Source organism: Streptococcus infantis, assembly GCF_001579645.1.
Classification (GTDB): Bacteria; Bacillota; Bacilli; order Lactobacillales; family Streptococcaceae; genus Streptococcus; species Streptococcus infantis_E.
On record NZ_KQ970824.1, the window covers coordinates 88,532 to 106,246 of the forward strand.

A 17,715-nucleotide genomic window follows, 5' to 3' on the forward strand; every position below is an offset into this window, starting at 1 on the left:
ATGTCATTCTCCTCATTAAGATCAGACAAAAAGCTCCCAAACCTAACTTTTAGGCTGGGAGTCTTTTGTTTAACGTTTTAATTGTAGATGCTGTAAAATGTCTGTTGGGTGGTGAGCAACCCAGTCAGGATTATAGCCCATGAGGTCTTTCTCCTCACCGAATCCCCAGGTTACCGCTAATTTTTTAATGCCAGTTTCTTGGGCACCAATCATATCAAACTTGGTATCTCCGACAATAACGACTGTTTCGGGAGTTAGATGATGAGTTTCCAGAGCCTGACGAATAACATCTGCCTTGTGTAGGGCTTGAGGGCTTGAACCATAAATGCTATCAAAGAAGTGGTCAATCCCAAAATTGCTAGTCATGTCAACTGCGGTTGGTGTATTCTTCGTAGTAGTGATATAAAGAGGATAATGCTCAGCTAGTTCTACGAGTAAATCTTTGATATCTGGAAAGAGTTGGGCTTCGTAAACACCCTTTTCCTTATAATAAGAACGATAGAGCTGGATGGCTTCCTCTATTTGCTCAGCTGGTAAACAACTAGCAAAGCTGGTTTCTAGTGGGGGCCCCATAAAACCTCGAATGGTTTTGGCACCAGGACTAGAAACTCCAAGTTGGTCAAAGGTATAGGTGAAACCATTATGGATACCGATAGAACTATCAACTAGCGTTCCATCTAAGTCAAAAAAGATAGCAGATATAGATGACATTGATTCTCCTCATAATGATGAAATTATTCGCCGAAGATCTCTTTTTGAAGGCGACGACCTGTAGGTGTGGCAGCGAGCCCCCCTTCAGCAGTTTCACGAAAGGCAGTTGGTAAGCTAGATCCTACTTGATACATGGCGTCAATGACCTCATCAACTGGAATTTTTGATTCGATACCAGCCAGAGCCATATCGGCTGCGATGAAGGCAAAACTTGCTCCCATGGCATTCCGCTTGACGCAAGGAACTTCAACCAAACCTGCAACTGGGTCGCAAATGAGACCGAGCATGTTTTTGATAACGAAGGCGATAGCCTGGCTCGCTTGATAAGGCGTTCCGCCTGCAGCTAGGGTTAGGGCAGCGGCACTCATGGCTGAAGCTGAACCGACTTCGGCCTGGCAGCCACCTTCGGCTCCCGAGATAGAAGCGTTGTTAGCAATCACGAGTCCAAAAGCACCTGCAGCAAATAAGAAGTCTAGTTGTTGGTCATGAGTTAAGTCCAACTTTTGAATAGCAGCAGTGAGAACGGCTGGAAGGCAGCCTGCACTACCAGCAGTAGGTGTTGCACAGACCAGTCCCATCTTGGCATTGTGTTCATTAACGGCGATAGCATTACGGGCTGCAGACAAGACAGTAAAGTCTGATAGGGTCTTTCCTTTTTTGATGTAGTGGTCAAGCTTGGCAGCATCTCCACCTGTTAAGCCACTACGAGATTTTTTTTCACTAAGACCAAGCTCAACTGAAGCTTTCATGACTTCAAGGTTGCGTTCCATGAGAAGGAGAACTTCTTCACGTTCACGACCGGTTAGCTCAAATTCGGTCGTAATCATGAGTTCAGCAACATTGCCTTGAAAATCAAGTTCGGCTTGTTTGACTAATTCTTTGATAGAGTAAAACATATTTTCTCCTATTGAAAGAAATTGACATTGTGCAGATGAGGAATTTTACGAATCTCTTCGATAGATTCATCACAGTTGCGACTATCAACTTCGATAATCATAATGGCTTTCTCGCCAGCTTTTTCGCGAGTTACATTCATCTGAGCGATATTGATGTCAAAGCGAGAGAGGGCCTCTGTTACGTGAGCAATCATACCTGGAACATCCTGATGAACGATGATGATGGTAGGAGTGTTCATGTTGAGGGATACCGCAAAACCATTGAGCTCTGTCACTTGGATATTACCACCCCCGATTGAAATTCCTGTTACACTGATGGTCTTGTGTTCATTCTTAACAGTGATTTTCGTAGTGTTTGGGTGAGGGGCATTACTGTCTTTCTGGATAGTCCAGACTATTTTGATGCCACGCTTGTGGGCGATTTCTAAACTATTTGGAATTTCTGGATCATCTGTGTCCATTCCCAGAATTCCAGCGACAAGGGCTAAATCGGTTCCATGCCCGCGATAGGTTTTTGCAAAAGAATTAAAAAGCTGGAACTCAACCTCGGTTGGAGTATCGTCAAAGATAGAAGAGACGATTTTACCGATACGAACAGCTCCTGCCGTGTGACTACTAGATGGGCCAATCATGACTGGTCCAATGATATCAAAGACAGATTGAAAACGAAGTGATTGCATCTGTTTCCCCTTAAAAAGATTCTTAACTCTATTATATCAAAGATTAGATGCAAGCGCTCAATTCCATGATCAAATATCTAAAATCCCTATAAAGCCCCTAAAATCAAGCCTTTTGTAACAAAAAGAGGCTATTTAAGTGAAATAAAACATAGTCTTGTAACATTTCTACATAAAACCGTCAAGAAACAGTAATAATAGTAGGGTATGATGGAAATATAAGAAAGAAGGAGAATCTTTTAATATGAAATCAACAACTAACAAAATTAAAACAGGACTTGTAGGAGTAGCAGCAGCGCTTGCTTTCCTTGCACCATCACTTGCTTTTGCACAAGAAACAACAACTTACACAGTAAAATCAGGTGACACTCTATCAGGAATCGCTGAAAAATACAATACAACTGTTGAAAAATTGGCAGAAAAAAATAAGATTAAAGATATTCATTTGATCTATGTAGACCAAGTATTGGTTATTGATGGTGAAGCACCAGCAACTTCAACTACTTCAGCTGCGCCAGCAGAAGCTCCAGTAGCAGCACCTGCAGCTACTGAAGCAACAACTTATGAAGCGCCAGCAGCAAGCGTAACTGTAGCAGAAGAAACTTCAGCATCAACTTCAACCGTCAGCGGATCTGAAGCAGAAGCTAAAGAATGGATCGCTCAAAAAGAATCAGGCGGTAGCTACACAGCTACAAACGGACGTTACATCGGACGTTACCAATTGACAGATTCATACTTGAACGGTGACTACTCAGCGGAAAACCAAGAACGTGTAGCAGATGCTTACGTTGCAGGACGTTACGGTTCATGGGCAGCTGCTAAGAACTTCTGGCTTAACAACGGTTGGTACTAAGAACTAACTAGCAGAATAAGATGCAAAAGTCGAGGGATTTCCTCGACTTTTTTATATTTCCTTTGCTTGATAACAGGTCTCTACTTCCTTTTTGAGGTAAGATAGCATTGAGGTTTCATCAGTTAACTCCAGAAGGGAGAAGCCCTTTTGAATCAGATGATCATTACTAGTACAAATACCTATTCGAACATGGGCAATAGCCAAAATATCGTATCTTTTCTTTTTCTTAGCATCCTCTAGTAAGGTGTAGCAGATTTGTTGACAGGTATTTTTATCTTGATTGTACAAGTAAATGGTGGACAGATTGAGTAGGATTGCCATTCGTAATTCATATAAATGCCGATAGTTTTTATATTCTTCCAAGCGCTGCAAGATTTGTTCAGTGATCAGATGGAGGTGTTCAATGGGAAAGCTGAAAAGGATGGTATTGAGGATTTTTAGGTCACTTTCATACCATGTATCTTGTTTTTCAATTTTTTCCCAAAGCTTTTTGACCGTTTGTTCCACTTGGATTGAAAGTTGTCCTGTTCCATGTTGACGGATATAAATAACAACTTCCAGCATATCTCTGATTTCCTCTATAGGGAGATCGTGATGGACCTTGAGATAGTCTTGGCATGTTTCAAATAAGTTGACTAGACTACTGGTACCAAAGATGGAACTCGTATTGAGATAGGTTTGCATGATTTCTGTTCGCTGGCTTGGCTGATAGAGATGGCAGATGTATTCAAACTCTTCAAAACTCATATTGATTTGACGGAGAAGAAACTCCATGTTTTCATATTTGGGAGTTGCCTTGCCACTTTCAAACTTGGAAAGGCTGGTTCTTGAAAGGCCATTTCCACAGACCTCTTCTTGTGTCAATCCTTTTGACTCACGTATGTCTTTATATACTTTCCCGAAATCATAGCGCATGATTTCCTCCTTTTCGTGAAAAAAGTTAACAGTAAATAGAATTCTATTAAATATATTGTATCATAAGAATATAGAAAGTAAATAAGAGGTATCATGTAGCTAGAAAATAATAGATTGGAGGTTGTTTCAATGCGTAAAAATAAAGATCTATTTCGGGTAATCATTGTCTTTGTGGCAGGGGTTATTTTGATTCTAGCAACCCCAGTGTTATTTAGAGTTGTTATAGAACTACTGTCAAAATAAAATCTGCATTGGTTAGATTCATTAGGATTTAAAATCATTACATGAGAGCTTCTGGATAAATTTAATTTGCTGTAAGATTTGCTTATTTCATCAATTGCTTTTAGTTAGAATCCTGATTTTTAATTTACCATATTTATATTCACAGAAGTTCTAATCAAGACATTAAAGTGGATATCATGAGAAGAAAATAAGAAAGGTGATTTTATCTATAGTAGGTAGAATCTAAAAAATAAATTATGATTCATTTAAAATTTTATATCAAATCCGTTCTTTGTTCATTGGTATTTTTTATCCTTTTAATTCTTTTTATTAAAAATATATATTACCCTGCTCTAAAGATAACTATTGAAGTTATTATGACGTTTTCGATAGGTAGTCTTTGTTATGCCATTTTTTGTAAAACAAATCGTGCTGCTTTTCTGCCAATTTCGGTTGTTTTATTTTTGCTGACACTCTATTTGATGGGAGGATAGTGTTTTAGCAGGAACTTTGCCAGTTTATATTTTTCTCTTGGAGAAATTATAACGATTGAAATTTTAGTGGCTTTAAGTGGAGTAAATTTGCTATCAAGATTTTTCAAAAAAAGAGAAGTCAATAGATTTGCTAGTGGATTATTAAGACGAAAGGTAAAATTGGGATATTTAAAATGAAACATTTTTTTGCAGGAATTGGTGAGATTCATTTTTTGTTATTTTTATTATATCTAAGCATGTCTACTAGTCCAATTATTGGACTAGTGATTGGACATACTAAAATAAATCTAATAAATTCTATTATTATGGCTCTTTGTACGATATGGGCATTAATTTTGATATTATCAAGGGTGTATAGAAAATATTTTTATAGAGACGATGATGACTAAAGTTTTTATCAATAAAACCAGAGGTTGGTAGATTATCAGCCTCTTTCTTGTCTTCTCCAACCAAGCATGTTATAATGAAAACTGCTCAAACGACCTTCAATCGTGGATGCAAACACGACCTTCAATCGTGAATAAACGAATAGATGGGAGAACTACCATGAGTGATAACTCTAAAACACGTGTTGTCGTGGGGATGAGTGGTGGTGTTGATTCGTCGGTGACGGCTCTCTTGCTCAAGGAGCAGGGCTACGACGTGATCGGTATCTTCATGAAGAACTGGGATGACACAGATGAAAACGGCGTCTGTACGGCGACCGAAGATTATAAAGATGTGGCTGCAGTGGCAGACCAGATTGGCATTCCTTACTACTCTGTCAATTTTGAAAGAGAGTACTGGGACCGCGTTTTTGAGTATTTCCTAGCGGAATACCGTGCAGGACGCACGCCAAATCCAGATGTGATGTGTAACAAGGAGATCAAGTTCAAGGCCTTTTTGGACTATGCCATGACCTTGGGTGCAGACTATGTAGCGACTGGGCATTATGCTCGAGTAGCGCGTGATGAGGATGGCATCGTTCACATGCTTCGTGGTGTGGACAATGGTAAGGATCAGACTTATTTCCTCAGCCAACTTTCGCAAGAACAACTCCAAAAAACCATGTTCCCACTGGGACATTTGGAAAAACCTGAAGTACGAAAAATAGCTGAAGAAGCAGGACTTGCGACGGCTAAGAAGAAAGACTCGACAGGGATTTGCTTTATCGGAGAAAAGAACTTTAAAGAATTTCTCAGCACCTACCTGCCAGCTCAACCTGGTCGCATGATGACAGTGGATGGTCGCGATATGGGCGAACATGCAGGTCTTATGTACTATACGATTGGTCAGCGTGGTGGCCTAGGTATTGGTGGACAACACGGCGGGGACAATGCCCCTTGGTTTGTTGTTGGAAAAGACCTGAGCAAGAATATCCTCTATGTCGGCCAAGGATTCTACCATGATTCGCTCATGTCAACTAGCCTAGAGGCGAGTCAAGTCCACTTTACTCGTGACATGCCAGAGGAATTTACGCTCGAATGTACAGCTAAATTCCGCTACCGTCAGCCGGACTCGAAGGTGACTGTACATGTCAAAGGAGACAAGGCAGAGGTCATTTTCGCAGAGCCGCAACGCGCCATTACACCAGGACAGGCAGTTGTCTTTTACGATGGTGAAGAATGTCTCGGTGGTGGTTTGATTGATAATGCCTACCGCGATGGCAAGGTTTGTCAGTATGTCTAACTGGAGTTAAGTAAAAACGATGAGTTCTCAATTTTTTTATGCATTTATGGCATTTTTCGCTATAATGAACCCAATTTCAAATCTTCCTGCTTACATGGCTTTAGTAGCAGATGATAGTCAAAAAATTTCACGAAAAATTGCTTTTAGGAGTCTTTTGATTGCCTTTGTTATTGTAGCTGTTTTTATCTTTTCAGGAGATTTCATTTTTAAAGTATTTGGAATTACAATTGTTTCTTTCAGAATTGCTGGTGGAATATTAGTGGCCGTTATCGGTTATCATATGATTAATGGTAATCATTCACCCAGCTATAAAGGAATGGAGCAGCAAGCAGTAAATTCAGATCCAATGTCTATTGCTATTTCTCCTCTTGCAATGCCACTTTTTGCGGGACCAGGTACAATTACAACTGCTTTAAGTCTGGCTAATGGAGGTTTGCAGAATCAACTGATAACCGTAGTTGCTTTTGCTCTACTATGTGTCATCACTTATCTCCTGTTAAGAAGTGCAAAACAAATTGCAGGCTTCTTGGGAGAAAATTTGATGAAAATTATAACGAAAATGATGGGACTTTTACTATTCTCGATAGGAATACAGATGATTATCGTCAGTGTGCAGACCTTGCTCAAACAGTGATTTGCATTGACAAAATGATTTGATTTGATAAAATAACTTTAACAATAGTCATGATGGTCAAAGCTCATGGATGTTGCAGGCTTTTTTGTCCTGCACTTCTTACGAGTTTTGACTGTTTTTGTGTCGTTTAAGGGAAAGGACAAAAATGACTCAACAAGACTTTCGGACAAAAGTGGGTAGTACGGTTTTTGGTGTTCGGGCGACAGCTTTGATTCTCCAAAATCGCAAGCTTCTAGTTACCAAAGATAAGGACAAGTATTACACCATTGGCGACGCTATTCAAGTCGATGAGAGAACGGAAGATGCGGTAGTCCGCGAAGTGAGGGAAGAACTGGGTGTCAAAGCTCAAGCTGGACAACTAGCTTTCGTGGTTGAAAATCGCTTTGAACAAGCTGGGATCCACTATCATAATATCGAGTTTCATTATCTGGTGGACTTATTTGAGGGTGCCCCATTGATCATGCAGGAAGATGAGAAATCGCAGCCCTGCGAGTGGATTGACTTGGATCAGCTCCAGAATATTCAGCTAGTTCCGGCATTTTTAAAAATCGCCTTACCAAATTGGGACGGACAATTACGACACATCCATCTTAACGAATAGGAGAGAAAATGATGGTTAAGCTCATTGCCCATGTGCTTGTTCATAGTGGTGGTGATTATTTACTCATTCAGCGTTCGGAAATTAAAAGAGGACAACCCAACGTTTATCCAACTTACTGGGATATTCCTGGTGGCGGGGTTGAAAAGGGTGAACTTCCGCGAGATGGAGCTCTTAGAGAATGTGTTGAAGAAGCGGGAGTTAGGCTAGACAGCGGTTCGCTCAAACTTCTTCACGAAGATAGTCAACTGGATATCTCTAAGGATACTGTCTTTACTCGCTTAGTTTATAAAGCAGAGTGGGTTGGGGAGAAGCCAATTATCAGGTTAGATCCTGAAGAGCATACACACTTTAAATGGGTTACTATGGATCAAGCTCTAGAGGAGGAGAAGATAGTTCCTTATTTGCGGGAAATTTTTGAAAGGTTAAGAAATGACTTATAATTTTATAGAAGAATACGATATTATAGTTATCGGTGCGGGACACGCTGGGGTAGAAGCATCCCTAGCAGCTAGCCGTATGGGTTGCAAGGTCTTGCTTGCGACTATCAACATTGAAATGTTGGCTTTCATGCCATGTAATCCCTCTATCGGTGGTTCTGCCAAGGGAATTGTTGTGCGTGAAGTCGACGCTCTCGGTGGAGAAATGGCTAAGACCATTGACAAGACTTATATCCAGATGAAGATGCTTAACACTGGGAAAGGTCCAGCAGTTCGAGCTCTTCGTGCGCAGGCTGACAAGGAGCTTTACTCTAAGGAAATGCGCAAAACGGTTGAAAATCAAGAAAATCTCACCCTTCGTCAGACAATGATTGATGAGATTCTGGTAGAAGATGGCAAGGTTGTCGGTGTGCGTACGGCGACTCATCAAGAGTATGCTGCTAAGGCTGTTATCGTGACTACAGGGACGGCCCTCCGTGGGGAAATTATCATTGGAGACCTTAAGTATTCATCAGGTCCTAACCACAGCCTGGCTTCTATTAACCTAGCTGATAATCTCAAGGAACTTGGACTCGAGATCGGTCGTTTCAAGACAGGAACCCCTCCACGTGTCAAGGCTTCCTCTATCAACTACGATGTGACAGAGATTCAGCCAGGAGACGAAGCACCTAATCACTTCTCATATACTTCACGTGATGAGGACTATGTTAAAGACCAAGTACCGTGCTGGTTGACCTATACCAATGGTACTAGTCATGAGATTATCCAAAACAACCTCCACCGTGCGCCTATGTTTACAGGTGTGGTCAAGGGAGTGGGGCCTCGTTACTGTCCATCGATTGAGGATAAGATTGTGCGTTTTGCGGACAAGGAACGCCACCAACTCTTCCTAGAGCCAGAAGGTCGCAATACAGAAGAAGTTTATGTCCAAGGGCTTTCAACCAGCCTTCCTGAGGATGTCCAACGTGACTTGGTACATTCCATCAAAGGTTTGGAAAATGCTGAGATGATGCGAACTGGTTATGCAATTGAGTATGACATGGTCTTGCCTCACCAGTTGCGTGCGACTTTGGAAACCAAGAAAATCTCAGGTCTCTTCACTGCTGGTCAGACAAATGGAACGTCAGGTTACGAAGAGGCAGCAGGCCAAGGTATTATCGCGGGTATCAATGCGGCTCTGAAAATCCAAGGCAAGCCTGAGTTGATTTTGAAGCGTAGTGACGGTTATATTGGGGTCATGATTGATGACTTGGTGACCAAGGGAACCATTGAACCTTACCGTCTCTTGACTAGTCGTGCTGAATACCGCCTCATTCTCCGCCATGACAATGCCGATATGCGTTTGACTAAGATGGGGCGCGAGATTGGGCTTGTTGACGATGAACGTTGGGCTCGTTTTGAAATCAAGAAAAATCAATTTGACAATGAAATGAAGCGCTTAGACAGCATCAAACTCAAGCCGGTCAAGGAAACTAACGCCAAGGTCGAAGCGATGGGATTCAAACCATTGACTGATGCAGTCACTGCCAAGGAGTTCCTCCGTCGTCCAGAAGTCTCTTACCAAGATGTGGTTGCCTTCATCGGACCTGCTGCTGAAGAATTGGATGACAAGATTATCGAATTGATTGAAACGGAAATCAAGTACGAAGGATACATCTCAAAAGCCATGGATCAGGTTGCCAAGATGAAACGCATGGAAGAAAAACGCATTCCAGCTAATATCGACTGGGATGACATTGACTCTATCGCGACTGAAGCTCGCCAGAAGTTCAAACTCATTAATCCAGAAACCATCGGTCAAGCCAGCCGTATCTCAGGAGTAAACCCAGCAGATATCTCCATTCTTATGGTGTATCTGGAAGGGAAAAATCGAAGCATTTCAAAAAACTTAGAAAAAAAGGCTGACTAATACTCAATGAAAATCAAAGAGCAAACTAGGAAGCTAGCCGCAAGCTGTACTTGAGTACGGTAAGGCGACGCTGACGTGGTTTGAATTTGATTTTCGAAGAGTATAAAGACAAAGTGCTGAATTCTCTTTTAGGGAATTCAGCTTTTTTGATAGAATCGTCCTCTATTTTCGAATAAAGAGAAAAGGAGGAATGATTATGCTGACGGTAGAAGAAAAAAATTTTTTAGACCACTATAAAAATGCTTCCTATCATCGTTTTTATGAGATTGAACGCTTCGCTAGTCTCTGTCAAAAGTTAGACAAATGGCCACCACAGGCTGACAAGCTTTAGACTTTTTGATATACTAGAACAAATTAAAACATAGGAGAGAATGAATGAACGTATATGGCAGATTAGAAGAGGAACCAACTCCATCTTGGACGGGAATTCAGGATGATTTAGTTGGGAGAGAGGAGCGCTTCGAGGATGAACCAAGTTCATTTGCTCCCTTACCATTATTTAAGATCCTAATCTGGAGCACTCTAGTTGTACTTGTATCTGTAGTTCTTCCTTTTTTGCTAGGACTAACTAGCCCAGAGCAGGCACAAGATTTTTATATGGGATGGGCGATGCACCAGGGGGGAGATATCTACACAGACTATTTTGGAACGAGTGGTCTTCTCTATTACTTTTTACAGTATCTAAGCAAGGGTAGTATTTTGTTTGCAGCCTTTACTTGGCTTGCTCTAGTGGGTGCTGGGATTTTTCTTTTCCGTTCAACTTATACCTTGACGGAGGAGAACAAGCAGTCGCAACAAGTGTTGACCATCTTTTATCTTCTTGTTGGAGGACTTAGCTTTGGCGGTGGTTATGCCACCATTTTGGCCCTTCCATTCCTGTTTTACGCTCTTAGTTTAGTAACAAGGTATTTGTTAGAGTATAATCATGACAAAGGTTTCGTGCGTATCGGGATTAGCCTGGCTCTAGCATTTTTCTTCGCCCCTCTCGTCACAACTTTATATGCTCTAGTCTTATTCTTTGCTTTGTTAGCCTTTAATATTGGGCGTGGTCGCTTGGCTCATGGGCTCTATCAATTCTTTGCAGCTGGTCTTGGGTTCTCACTTTTCTTTTATCCAATTGGTTACTATACGGCTTATAACGGGAGTTTCGGGAATGCTATTAGTCAAATTCTCTATCCAGTAGATAGTTTGAAGTTTATGTCCAATCCAGCCTTGCTGGACAACCTCCTTTTTTATGGATTATTAACAATTGGTCTTGGAGGATTGAAATTCGTATTTACAGGACTTTTCCAGTCTAAACCAAGCAAGCAATATGTCTTATCTATTTTTTCTTCAGTAGCTATCCTATTGTTAGCAGGTTTGGAAATTTTCTCTACTGAACCGATCCATGGAAGTCGTCTAGCTACTTTTCTTCCTTTCTTGTCCATTCTTCTATTGACTCACATTCGAACTGGGAAATTAGAAGGAGCCAATCGCCGTAGAAGACATCGAGAAGTACCTTCAATATGGGCAATATTTCTTCAGGGTAATGTCTATTTGCCGATTTTAGCTTTGGCCTACCTATTTTTGGCTCCTCTGGTCGCCCGTTATGTTCTTCACTCAGAACAATATCAAGAACGAACTCGTATCGAAACTACGGTTAAAGGACAAACACAGGCAACAGATCGTATTTATATATGGGATGATCTTACTAATGGTTATAAGACTAGTGAACGTTTAGCAGCTAGTCAGTTGCTATCACCAAAATTATATACTGGCCTTGATGCAAATCGTAACAAACTTGTTAATGATTTACGTGATAATCAGCCTAAAATGATTGTGGTCAATACCAAAACAGCTCTGTGGACAGAAGTAGAACAGCTTCTGGCAGAAAGTTATCAACCAGTTCAAAGTGAATTCAAAGACTTTAAACTTTACAAATTAAAATAAAATAATCAATATCTAGTGTAAATTTTATGAAAATATGAATTTTGATACTAGATATTGATTTTTATTTTTATAGTGATATAATACTTTAAGAAAGAATATTTAAGAAAAGAGCCTGGATATGATTGTATTGGAAGAGAAAACAAACCCTGATCCAACCTTATTTGTTGAAAAGCGCGACGGTAGACGCGTCATTTTTGATGTAGACAAGATTGACAAAGCCTTGCATAAGGCTGCGGAAAAAGTCATGGATGTAACCCCCTTGGTCGAAAAGCGTCTTAATACTCTAGTTGAACGTATTGTAGAAGAGATTCATAGTCGCTTTCCTCAAGGTGTAAAAATCTATGAAATCCAAAATATCGTAGAACATGAGTTATTGGAAGCTAAAGAATATGCCTTGGCAGAGGAATATATCACTTACCGAACTCAAAGGGATTTTGAGCGCTCAAAAGCAACAGATATCAACTTCAGTATCCATAAACTTCTCAACAAAGACCAGGCAGTTGTCAATGAGAATGCTAATAAAGATAGTGATGTTTTTAATACCCAGCGTGATTTGACGGCGGGGATTGTTGGGAAATCAATCGGTCTTCAAATGCTTCCTAAGCATGTGGCTAATGCCCACCAAAAAGGGGATATCCACTATCACGATTTGGACTATAGCCCTTACACTCCGATGACCAACTGCTGTCTGATTGATTTCAAGGGCATGTTGGAAAATGGTTTTAAGATTGGGAATGCTGAGGTAGAGAGTCCTAAGTCTATTCAGACTGCGACTGCTCAGATATCGCAAATCATCGCCAACGTCGCATCTAGTCAGTATGGAGGATGTTCAGCAGACCGTATTGATGAAGTTTTGGCTCCTTATGCAGAGAAAAATTACCAAAAACACCTTAAAGATGCAGAGGAATGGGTCCTAGCTGATAAACGCGAAGAATATGCTTGGAAGAAAACCCAAAAAGACATCTATGATGCTATGCAATCATTGGAGTATGAAATCAATACCCTCTTCACTTCAAATGGGCAAACACCCTTTACTTCCCTTGGTTTCGGTCTAGGAACCAATCGTTTTGAACGCGAAATTCAAAAGGCAATCCTGAACATTAGAATCAAAGGGTTAGGTTCAGAACACCGCACAGCTATCTTCCCTAAACTCATCTTCACTCTTAAAAGAGGACTTAACTTGGAGGAAGGCTCACCTAACTACGATATCAAGCAGTTGGCCCTTGAGTGTGCAACTAAGCGCATGTATCCAGATGTCTTGTCTTATGATAAGATTATTGAGTTGACAGGTTCTTTCAAGGTTCCGATGGGATGTCGTTCATTCCTTCAAGGATGGAAGGATGAAAATGGAGTAGAAGTCAATTCTGGTCGTATGAACCTAGGTGTGGTAACAGTCAATCTTCCTCGTATCGCCCTCGAGTCTGAAGGCGACCTGAACAAGTTCTGGGAAATCTTCAATGAGCGGATGAATATCGCTGAAGATGCTCTAGTTTATCGTGTGGAAAGAACCAAGGAAGCCACTCCAGCTAATGCGCCTATCCTTTATCAATACGGAGCCTTCGGACGTCGTCTTGGTAAGGAAGAAAGTGTTGACGAGCTCTTTAAGAATCGCCGTGCTACTGTTTCGCTTGGCTACATTGGACTTTATGAAGTAGCGACAGTCTTCTTTGGCAACAATTGGGAAACCAATCCAGAAGCTAAAGAATTCACCCTTGATATCATTCGAGATATGAAACATCGAGTAGAAGAGTGGTCAGACCAATACGGTTACCACTTCTCAATCTACTCAACACCATCTGAAAGTTTAACAGACCGCTTCTGTCGCCTGGATACAGAGAAATTCGGTTCTATTCCAGATATAACGGATAAAGAGTACTACACCAATTCCTTCCATTATGATGTCCGTAAGAATCCAACACCGTTTGAAAAATTAGATTTTGAAAAGGTCTATCCAGAAGCGGGTGCATCAGGTGGCTTTATCCACTACTGTGAGTATCCGGTTCTTCAACAAAATCCAAAGGCCTTGGAAGCTGTTTGGGACTATGCTTATGATCGTGTAGGTTATCTAGGAACTAATACTCCGATTGATCGTTGCTACAAGTGTGATTTTGAAGGAGATTTTGATCCAACTGAGAGAGGCTTTGCTTGTCCCAACTGTGGCAATAGTGATCCTAAAACAGTAGATGTTGTTAAACGGACCTGTGGCTATCTAGGAAATCCGCAAGCTCGTCCGATGGTTAACGGACGTCACAAGGAAATTGCTGCGCGTGTGAAACACATGAACGGTTCTACTATCAAAGCAGCAGGACATGAAGTAAGAAATTAGAAAGAGATAGCATGGGAAAATATCAATTAGATGATAAGGGCAAGGCCTTGGTTCAACGATTCCACGAAAAACATTCAAAGGGTGGAGTCAATAAAAAAGACCGAGTGGCTAGCCTAAGAGAGCAATTTTTAAATAAGAATAAAAAAAAGTGAGAGTCCGCTCTCGCTTTTCTCTTAGTTGGAGGTGAAAATGATACTACGCAGACCAAGATTAGCAGATAAAGAAACAGTTTTAGAGATGATGGCAGAGTTTGAAAAGAGCCAATCAGCCCACGATGGCGGCTTTTGGGATACTGAGAACTTTGACTACGAAAAGTGGTTGGAAACTAACCATAATAAAGAAATGGGAATAAATTTGCCTGAAAATCGCGTTCCATCAATTCAGTTCGTATTGTTTGATAAATCAGGCCATGCTTTAGGTTTTTTGAATCTACGGCTGAGACTAAATGAGGGCTTGCTGAATCATGCTGGCCATATTGGCTATTCCATCCGACCGTCTGAAAGAGGCAAGGGCTACGCCAAAGAGTCCCTCCGACAAGGTCTACAAATTGCTAAGGAAAAGAATATCAAACGAGCGCTTGTGACTTGTAGCACGGAAAATCCTGCCAGCCGAGCTGTTATCTTAGCTAACGGCGGTGTCTATGAGGATGTTCGTAATGGAACGGAGCGCTATTGGATAGAGTTGGAGTAGAAGGATGACATGGAATACACCAAAGCCTGGCGAGTGGAAAAGTGAAGAACTCAGTCAGGGGCGCATCATTGACTATAAGGCTTTTAACTTTGTCGATGGAGAGGGAGTGCGCAACTCCCTTTACGTATCAGGTTGTATGTTTCACTGTGAGGGCTGTTACAACGTAGCGACCTGGTCTTTCAATGCTGGTATCCCATATACGCCAGAGTTAGAAGAACAAATCATGGCAGATCTTGCCCAACCCTATGTTCAAGGATTGACTTTATTAGGAGGAGAACCTTTCCTCAATACAGGAATCCTCTTGCCTCTCGTGAAACGTATACGGAAAGAATTGCCAGAAAAAGATATCTGGTCATGGACGGGATACACATGGGAAGAGATGATGTTGGAGACACCTGATAAACTGGAGCTTTTGTCGCTGATTGACATCCTTGTCGATGGTCGTTATGATCGAACTAAGAGAAATCTTATGCTCCAGTTCCGAGGCTCTTCTAATCAGCGGATTATCGATGTGCAAAAATCTCTGCAAAGTGGGCAGGTAGTGATTTGGGACAAGCTTAACGATGGAAAAGAAAGCTATGAACAGGTGAAGAGAGAATGAAGAAAAAAGAGTTAGTAGAAAGACTAGTATCAGAAATAGAGTCTGGAAAAGTAAAAACGCTCGGTATTTACGGTCATGGGGCTTCAGGTAAATCAACTTTTACTCAAGAATTGTACCAAGAACTTGATTTCAAAAAGGTAAATTTACTAGAGACAGATCCCTATATTACTTCGGAACGACATTTAGTGGTACCTAAAGAGACACCGGACCAAAAGGTGACAGCATGTTTACCAGTAGCGCATGAGCTAGCAAGTTTACAAAGAGATATCCTCGCTTTGCAGGCAGGTATGGATGTCTTGACAATAGAAGAACCTTGGAAGGCTAGTGAGGTCTTATCGGGAGCAAAACCAATTCTGATAGTCGAAGGGATGTCTGTGGGTTTTCTGCCCAAGGAACTCTTTGACAAAACCATTTGTTTCTACACGGATGAGGAGACCGAATTAAAAAGGCGACTAGCTCGAGATACGACTGTGAGAAATCGGGATACAAAATTTATATTGGCTAGTCAGCAGATGAGACGGATGCAGTATCTACAATACTATAAAGAAACCGAATCAAGAGCAGATATCTTGATAGATCAATCAGATGATAAATTTCAAATTAAAACTAAGATTATATAGAAGAAAAGTCAGATAATCCAGCATTTAAATATGCAAATTCATTAAAATGGAATAAGAAAACAGTTTCATCTAAAAAATTAAAAAAATCCTGTCAAATCCCTTGCAATCGCAGGGGCTTTGTGTTATTCTATTATGGTGCTGTAAATTACAGCTTTAGCTTTGATGCAAGAGGTTGCGACACGCTCGGTTGCATTGCCACGCAACGCGCATCGGTTTTCTTGTGGAGCTAGCCTATTATCTTAAATAGACGAAAAGGAGAAAAAGATGGCAAACAAAAAAATCCGTATCCGTTTGAAAGCTTACGAACACCGTACGCTTGACACAGCGGCTGCAAAAATCGTAGAATCAGCTACTCGTACAGGTGCAGAAGTTGCAGGTCCAATCCCACTTCCAACTGAGCGTAGCCTCTACACAATCATTCGTGCGACTCACAAATACAAAGACTCTCGCGAACAATTTGAAATGCGTACACACAAACGTTTGATCGATATCGTTAACCCAACTCAAAAAACAGTTGACGCTTTGATGAAATTGGATCTTCCAAGTGGTGTAAACGTAGAAATCAAACTTTAATCTAAAGCTTGATAACTTGAGCATAAAAAACGCTCGTTAAAAACTTTTTGAATAAAAAATATAGAAAAGGAACTATTTTCTCATGACAAAAGGAATCTTAGGGAAAAAAGTGGGAATGACTCAAATCTTCACTGAAGCTGGCGAATTGATCCCTGTAACAGTTATTGAAGCAACTCCAAACGTTGTTCTTCAAGTTAAAACTGTTGAAACAGACGGATACAACGCTATCCAAGTTGGTTTCGATGACAAACGCGAAGTATTGAGCAACAAACCTGCTAAAGGACATGTAGCAAAAGCTAACACGGCTCCTAAGCGCTTCATTCGTGAATTCAAAAACGTTGAAGGCTTGGAAGTTGGTGCTGAAATCACAGTTGAAACATTCGCAGCTGGAGACGTTGTTGACGTAACTGGTACTTCTAAAGGTAAAGGTTTCCAAGGTGTTATCAAACGCCACGGACAATCACGTGGACCTATGGCTCACGGTTCTCGCTACCACCGTCGTCCAGGTTCTATGGGACCTGTTGCACCTAACCGCGTATTCAAAGGTAAAAACCTTGCAGGACGTATGGGTGGCGACCGTGTAACAATTCAAAACCTTGAAGTTGTACAAGTTGTTCCAGAAAAGAACGTTATCCTTATCAAGGGTAACGTACCAGGTGCTAAGAAATCTCTTATCACTATCAAATCAGCAGTTAAAGCTGGTAAATAATAAGGAAAGGGGAATACAGTCAAAATGGCAAATGTAACATTATTCGACCAAACTGGTAAACAAGCGGGCGAAGTTGTTCTTAACGATGCAATCTTTGGTATCGAACCAAACCAATCTGTTGTGTTTGATGTCATCATCAGCCAACGTGCTAGCCTTCGTCAAGGAACTCACGCTGTTAAAAACCGTTCAGCCGTTTCAGGTGGCGGACGCAAACCATGGCGTCAAAAAGGAACTGGACGTGCTCGTCAAG

General features: G+C 41.1%; 21 protein-coding genes. 17 read left to right on the forward strand and 4 right to left on the reverse strand.

All coding sequences use genetic code 11. The features are described 5' to 3' along the window. Positions 1-69: 69 nt before the first annotated feature. Genes SINDD18_RS09145 through sdaAB form a run of 3 tightly spaced genes read right to left on the reverse strand, consistent with a single transcriptional unit; the run spans position 70 to position 2,287 of the window. Positions 70-711, reverse strand: coding sequence for an HAD hydrolase-like protein (locus SINDD18_RS09145; protein WP_061863900.1), 642 nt, complete (start codon positions 709-711; stop codon positions 70-72). Between the two features lie 23 nt (positions 712-734). Further along, a complete protein-coding gene (gene sdaAA / locus SINDD18_RS09150; RefSeq protein ID WP_061863901.1) occupies positions 735-1,607 on the reverse strand; it encodes an L-serine ammonia-lyase, iron-sulfur-dependent, subunit alpha in 873 nt (290 codons plus the stop codon). A gap of 8 nt (positions 1,608-1,615) precedes the next feature. After that, positions 1,616-2,287, reverse strand: a complete 672-nt coding sequence (sdaAB, locus tag SINDD18_RS09155) for an L-serine ammonia-lyase, iron-sulfur-dependent subunit beta (RefSeq protein WP_001191178.1) — start codon at positions 2,285-2,287, stop codon at positions 1,616-1,618. A 241-nt stretch (positions 2,288-2,528) separates the two neighbouring features. Between sdaAB and SINDD18_RS09160 the strand changes: the two genes are divergently transcribed. Beyond that, complete coding sequence (locus SINDD18_RS09160; RefSeq protein ID WP_061863902.1) at positions 2,529-3,137, forward strand: aggregation-promoting factor; 609 nt, start codon at positions 2,529-2,531, stop codon at positions 3,135-3,137. 51 nt (positions 3,138-3,188) lie between these two features. On the opposite strand, the gene SINDD18_RS09165 is transcribed toward SINDD18_RS09160, so the two are convergent. Continuing rightward, positions 3,189-4,052 (reverse strand): helix-turn-helix domain-containing protein, encoded by an 864-nt coding sequence (locus SINDD18_RS09165; protein ID WP_061863903.1) that lies wholly within the window; start codon positions 4,050-4,052, stop codon positions 3,189-3,191. A gap of 889 nt (positions 4,053-4,941) precedes the next feature. On the opposite strand from SINDD18_RS09165, the gene SINDD18_RS11450 reads away from it, so the two are divergent. The 16 genes from SINDD18_RS11450 to rplD form a co-directional block, all read left to right on the forward strand. Then, the gene (locus SINDD18_RS11450; RefSeq protein WP_153014456.1) at positions 4,942-5,157 is read left to right on the forward strand and encodes a hypothetical protein; all 216 of its coding nucleotides are present in this window, start codon (positions 4,942-4,944) and stop codon (positions 5,155-5,157) included. Positions 5,158-5,314: 157 nt separating this feature from the next. Continuing rightward, positions 5,315-6,436: a tRNA 2-thiouridine(34) synthase MnmA gene (mnmA, locus tag SINDD18_RS09170; RefSeq protein ID WP_061863904.1), complete on the forward strand. Its 1,122-nt coding sequence runs from the start codon at positions 5,315-5,317 to the stop codon at positions 6,434-6,436. Between the two features lie 19 nt (positions 6,437-6,455). Next, on the forward strand, positions 6,456-7,070 hold the full coding sequence (locus tag SINDD18_RS09175; RefSeq protein WP_061863905.1) for a MarC family protein: 615 nt from the start codon (positions 6,456-6,458) through the stop codon (positions 7,068-7,070). A gap of 145 nt (positions 7,071-7,215) precedes the next feature. After that, complete coding sequence (locus tag SINDD18_RS09180) at positions 7,216-7,671, forward strand: NUDIX hydrolase (RefSeq protein WP_061863906.1); 456 nt, start codon at positions 7,216-7,218, stop codon at positions 7,669-7,671. Between the two features lie 8 nt (positions 7,672-7,679). After that, positions 7,680-8,111, forward strand: coding sequence for an NUDIX hydrolase (locus SINDD18_RS09185; protein ID WP_061863907.1), 432 nt, complete (start codon positions 7,680-7,682; stop codon positions 8,109-8,111). After that, complete coding sequence (gene mnmG / locus SINDD18_RS09190; protein ID WP_061863908.1) at positions 8,101-10,017, forward strand: tRNA uridine-5-carboxymethylaminomethyl(34) synthesis enzyme MnmG; 1,917 nt, start codon at positions 8,101-8,103, stop codon at positions 10,015-10,017. Before SINDD18_RS09185 ends, mnmG begins: the two co-directional genes overlap by 11 nt. Before the next feature lie 196 nt (positions 10,018-10,213). After that, complete coding sequence (locus SINDD18_RS11570; protein WP_261673714.1) at positions 10,214-10,348, forward strand: hypothetical protein; 135 nt, start codon at positions 10,214-10,216, stop codon at positions 10,346-10,348. A 44-nt stretch (positions 10,349-10,392) separates the two neighbouring features. Then, the gene (locus SINDD18_RS09195) at positions 10,393-11,946 is read left to right on the forward strand and encodes a hypothetical protein (RefSeq protein ID WP_061863909.1); all 1,554 of its coding nucleotides are present in this window, start codon (positions 10,393-10,395) and stop codon (positions 11,944-11,946) included. Between the two features lie 118 nt (positions 11,947-12,064). Continuing rightward, positions 12,065-14,272, forward strand: a complete 2,208-nt coding sequence (gene nrdD / locus SINDD18_RS09200) for an anaerobic ribonucleoside-triphosphate reductase (RefSeq protein WP_061863910.1) — start codon at positions 12,065-12,067, stop codon at positions 14,270-14,272. An 11-nt stretch (positions 14,273-14,283) separates the two neighbouring features. After that, positions 14,284-14,424 (forward strand): hypothetical protein, encoded by a 141-nt coding sequence (locus tag SINDD18_RS10915; RefSeq protein WP_000521611.1) that lies wholly within the window; start codon positions 14,284-14,286, stop codon positions 14,422-14,424. Positions 14,425-14,461: 37 nt separating this feature from the next. Continuing rightward, positions 14,462-14,962, forward strand: coding sequence for a GNAT family N-acetyltransferase (locus SINDD18_RS09210; RefSeq protein WP_061863911.1), 501 nt, complete (start codon positions 14,462-14,464; stop codon positions 14,960-14,962). Positions 14,963-14,966: 4 nt separating this feature from the next. Next, positions 14,967-15,563 carry an anaerobic ribonucleoside-triphosphate reductase activating protein gene (gene nrdG, locus SINDD18_RS09215; RefSeq protein WP_061863912.1) on the forward strand — a complete coding sequence of 199 codons (597 nt, stop codon included), beginning with the start codon at positions 14,967-14,969 and terminating at the stop codon, positions 15,561-15,563. Then, a complete protein-coding gene (locus SINDD18_RS09220; protein WP_061863913.1) occupies positions 15,560-16,183 on the forward strand; it encodes a uridine kinase family protein in 624 nt (207 codons plus the stop codon). Before nrdG ends, SINDD18_RS09220 begins: the two co-directional genes overlap by 4 nt. A 264-nt stretch (positions 16,184-16,447) precedes the next feature. Continuing rightward, on the forward strand, positions 16,448-16,756 hold the full coding sequence (rpsJ, locus tag SINDD18_RS09225; RefSeq protein ID WP_061863914.1) for a 30S ribosomal protein S10: 309 nt from the start codon (positions 16,448-16,450) through the stop codon (positions 16,754-16,756). Between the two features lie 82 nt (positions 16,757-16,838). Further along, a complete protein-coding gene (rplC, locus tag SINDD18_RS09230; protein ID WP_000160197.1) occupies positions 16,839-17,465 on the forward strand; it encodes a 50S ribosomal protein L3 in 627 nt (208 codons plus the stop codon). A gap of 24 nt (positions 17,466-17,489) precedes the next feature. After that, on the forward strand, positions 17,490-17,715 hold a 226-nt coding region (rplD, locus tag SINDD18_RS11455), incomplete at its 3' end, for a 50S ribosomal protein L4 (RefSeq protein ID WP_241497368.1).